The sequence below is a fragment of the Desulfatiglans anilini DSM 4660 genome (assembly GCF_000422285.1).
In the GTDB taxonomy this organism is placed as follows: domain Bacteria; phylum Desulfobacterota; class DSM-4660; order Desulfatiglandales; family Desulfatiglandaceae; genus Desulfatiglans; species Desulfatiglans anilini.
On the sequence record NZ_AULM01000086.1, the window covers coordinates 1 to 3,501 of the forward strand.

A 3,501-nucleotide genomic window follows, 5' to 3' on the forward strand; every position below is an offset into this window, starting at 1 on the left:
TATTAACGCCGGTCAAAAAATGGACAGAATGGAGGGTTTAAAAACGATCAGGGAGAGTACCGGGGCATAGCTGTGCACAGGGCGGCAAACGGCTGTGCGAAGAAGGGCAGCCTGCGGGAGCCAGATACGCCCGAGGAAGGGCCCACCACATCTCCAGGAGGAAGAGGCGGGAGCAAACAAAGATTTTATAGGGAATGGATCTATTTGTGCTTTCTTCGATAACTTGTTCCTCCGAGGATGATGATCTCCGAGTTGTAGACGAGCCGGTCAGCGATCGCGGAGGCTACCGTGTTGGAATCGAAGACCTTCCCCCATTGAGCAAAAGGCAGATTGGTGGAGAGGATTGTTGACCTCTGGGTATGCCTTTGACTGATGACCTGGAAGAAGAGGTTCGAACCCTGTGAGCCAAGCGGAAGATAACCAAGCTCGTCACAAACGAGCAGATCCGGGGTCTGGTATTGCCGAAGCTTTCTGATGAGCGACCGGTCGAGCTCGGCGGCGACCAGCTGGTTGATCATGTCGATGGCGCTGGTGAAGAGGACCTTGAGGTTGGCATTGCACGCTGCGGTGGCGATGCATTTGGCCAGCATGGTTTTCCCGGTGCCGGGGTTGCCGATGAAGATGACATCCTGCTTTTTTTCGATGAAGTCGAGGTTGAGGAGTTCGAGGATTTTGGTTTTCTGATCCTCGCGGGATTTGTGGTGGTGGAAGTCAAACTGATCGATGCTCACTCTTTCCGTGATGCCGGATTGTGAGAAGCGGCGGCTGACGGCGTTTTTCCACCGCTCCTCCTGTTCTGCATCCAACAGACGCTTGAGGATGTCCAGGATGCCGAGGTTTTTCTGCCGAGCCTGCTCGAGGACACCTTCGAGATGGGCAGCCATTACGGAGAGCTTGAGGGTCTTGAGGTCCTGAGAAACGACCTCGATGGACACGGACATGGCTATTTCCCCTTTCTGAGCACAAAGGCGTCGAACTCGGCGAGGTTGGGTTCTTCGAGGCGGATGCGGTTCAGGCGCTCTTCTTTGAGCTGGAGAGGCGGGTGGTCTTTGGTGGGGGTGTGGTCCTGGACGAGGATGTTTTCGATGTAATGAGCGCCGAAGGCCTTGTTGATCAGTGCTTTTTGAAGAGATGCCAGGAAAGCGACCAACCCGTAGCGGTCTTTGAGAACCAGGAGTTTGCTCACATTCTTCCTGAGGGGGAGGCGGGCTGCAGCCATGTGTTCGAGGTAGAGCCTGGCATCTTCGCCCAGGGAGGCAAAGAGGGCCACTTCTTCGGATTGCCACTGCCTGCGCATGCCTTTTAAGACCGCTTCGCGGTGCTCCGGGAGTTCGATGCGCTGTTTCCGTTCCCAGGAGCGCTGATGGGTGGCGATCAGTTTTTCCTTGAGATAGATGCTGAGGGTTTGCTGATCGGCCTTGACCACGACCTGTTTGCCGACGGCCCAGGGGGGAGTGGTGTAGGTGTTGGCATCGAAGTGAATGCAAAAATCGGTGTGGACCTTGAGCACGGCTGATTCACGGCAATCGGGAAGGAAGTCGGGCAAAGGCCTGAGTTGTTCCTGCAGGGCTCGATCGACAGGCCTCTGAGCGGTGGTGGCATGCAGCCGGCAGTTGGCGAGGGTATCGCGCCAGTGATCGGCCTGGCGCTGCAAGTCGGTGAGATCGACGAATTCGCGCAGGGGCCAGAAGTTATGGCGGATATAGTGGATGACGCCCTTTTCGACCTTGCCTTTTTCCTGAGGCTGGCGGGGGTTGCAGGCCCTCGGGGTGATACCGAAAGGACGGAGGAACTCCAGAAAGGCTTCGTTGAAGCGGATGAGGGATCCTTCCCGTTCGAGCACGGCGGTGAGCATATTGTCGGTGAGGATTTCTCTCGGGACCCCGTTAAAGAAACGAAAGGCGTTCAAGAGGCAGCGGTGAAGGGTCTGCTGGTTTTGGGAGTGGGTGAACTCGAGGTAGAGCAGTCGGCTGTAGCTTAAAACGATGGCGAAGCAGTACAGCCTGCGCTCCGTATCGCCGTAGCGGAGGCTGCCGAAGTGGCCCCAGTCGATCTGGCACTGCTCGCCCGGCAGGGTTTCGAAGCGCAGGAACACCCGGCGCGGTGCGGGCCTGATCGATCGCAGGAAGTTCCTGAGGATGGTGAGCCCACCCCGGTACCCCTTGGCGGTAAGCCGCTGGTGGATAACGGTGCCGAGGACGCGGGGGTTACGTTCGAGCATGACCCGGATATCATCCCGGAACGGGTCCAGTTTGCTGGGTCGCTGGAGTTTTTTCCGCTCGGGGGTTGGATTGCGAAGGTATTTGGTGACGGTTTGGCGGTTCAGGGCCAACTGCTCCGCGATATGGCTTTTCGTCCAGTCTTCCTGTGCCAGGCGGTGGATCTCAAAAACGATGCGTCTTGTGATCATGGTCTCCTCCGAGGCTTTGGTGGATGAGTTGGCGAACGGTGGCGCGGTCGGTCCGAGACCCCCAAGGCAGGGAAAGAACCTGAAACAGCCTCCCGTCAAAGGCGATCAAGTCTTTGTGGATCAAACCGTCCCGGGCGAGGATGTATTCATCGGCCAGCAGGCTCGTCAATGAACAGATCCGGTCGTAACTGTAATAGGACAATCCGTGGCGGTCTCCGACCAGGACCAGGAAGAGATAGAGGATCAACTCGTGGTGGCTGAGTCCGGCCCAGAAGCCCTCGCGCAAAAACCGGTGCTCGATGGCGGCAAAGCTCCCTGCGATCTTTCTTGCCCTGTCGGGGCGAAGCAGCCGTTTTTCGATCATGGCCTTTCTCCTTTCGAGAGAAAAGCTACCATGCGGATGGAACCAAAGGCGATCGAGTCCTCTTTTGCAATCAGAGCCTGACGTGTCTAACGAGCAGGAATTAAAAAGATTTTTTCTGGTAACGCGTCCATTTTTGCAATCACTGGGAGCATGTAAAAGGCCTGCGGAGGTCCGCCAATCCAAGGGATCAACGCGTCCATTTTTGCAATCCGCTTTCCAGGCAATCTACGGCTGTTGCGGCAGCGCTGCAGCAGGCGGTTACGCTGAGCTTTGGCGGGATGGCGTTTACGGTAGGCCTTGTAGTAACCGGGGTGGCGGTTGTGCCACGCCTTCTGGCAGTCGCGCTGGTTGGCTTTGTAATCCGGGTCGGAGAGGAGTTTTTCACGCTGCCACTGGCGCTTCCGGGCACGCTGGCATTCCTTCCGGGCGCAGTAGCGTTGGGTCTTGATGCGCGGATTGCGCTCGAAAACAGATCCGCAATGGAGGCATCGAATAGTCTCGTTCATGGTCGTCCTCCCCGTGGATGACAACCATAACACTTGTGAGCCTAATCTTTCGAGATTACACAAAAAGACGAAATAAAGAAGAGAAAGAAGCAGATCCAGGAAGAAAAGACAGGTTTTACATACAGGAAAGAAGGAAGAACCTGCAATGCCGGTTTTTCAGCCGCTCATTTTGGCCAGTTTTCTACCGGCTATGTCTGTCCATTTTTTGACCGGCGTTAATA

Annotated in this window: 4 protein-coding genes; all 4 read right to left on the reverse strand. The window is 56.2% G+C overall.

Annotation, left to right across the window (positions count from 1 at the left end; genetic code table 11):
• Positions 1-200: 200 nt before the first annotated feature.
• The 4 genes from istB to H567_RS0121065 all read right to left on the reverse strand — a co-directional run bounded on the left by istB (position 201) and on the right by H567_RS0121065 (position 3,280).
• Positions 201-941 (reverse strand): IS21-like element helper ATPase IstB, encoded by a 741-nt coding sequence (gene istB / locus H567_RS0121050; RefSeq protein ID WP_028322898.1) that lies wholly within the window; start codon positions 939-941, stop codon positions 201-203.
• Between the two features lie 2 nt (positions 942-943).
• On the reverse strand, positions 944-2,410 hold the full coding sequence (istA, locus tag H567_RS0121055; protein WP_028322899.1) for an IS21 family transposase: 1,467 nt from the start codon (positions 2,408-2,410) through the stop codon (positions 944-946).
• Positions 2,385-2,774, reverse strand: coding sequence for a hypothetical protein (locus H567_RS26510; protein WP_051185189.1), 390 nt, complete (start codon positions 2,772-2,774; stop codon positions 2,385-2,387). The genes istA and H567_RS26510 overlap by 26 nt, the downstream gene beginning before the upstream one ends.
• A gap of 86 nt (positions 2,775-2,860) precedes the next feature.
• Positions 2,861-3,280, reverse strand: coding sequence for a hypothetical protein (locus H567_RS0121065; protein ID WP_028322900.1), 420 nt, complete (start codon positions 3,278-3,280; stop codon positions 2,861-2,863).
• Positions 3,281-3,501: the final 221 nt, after the last annotated feature.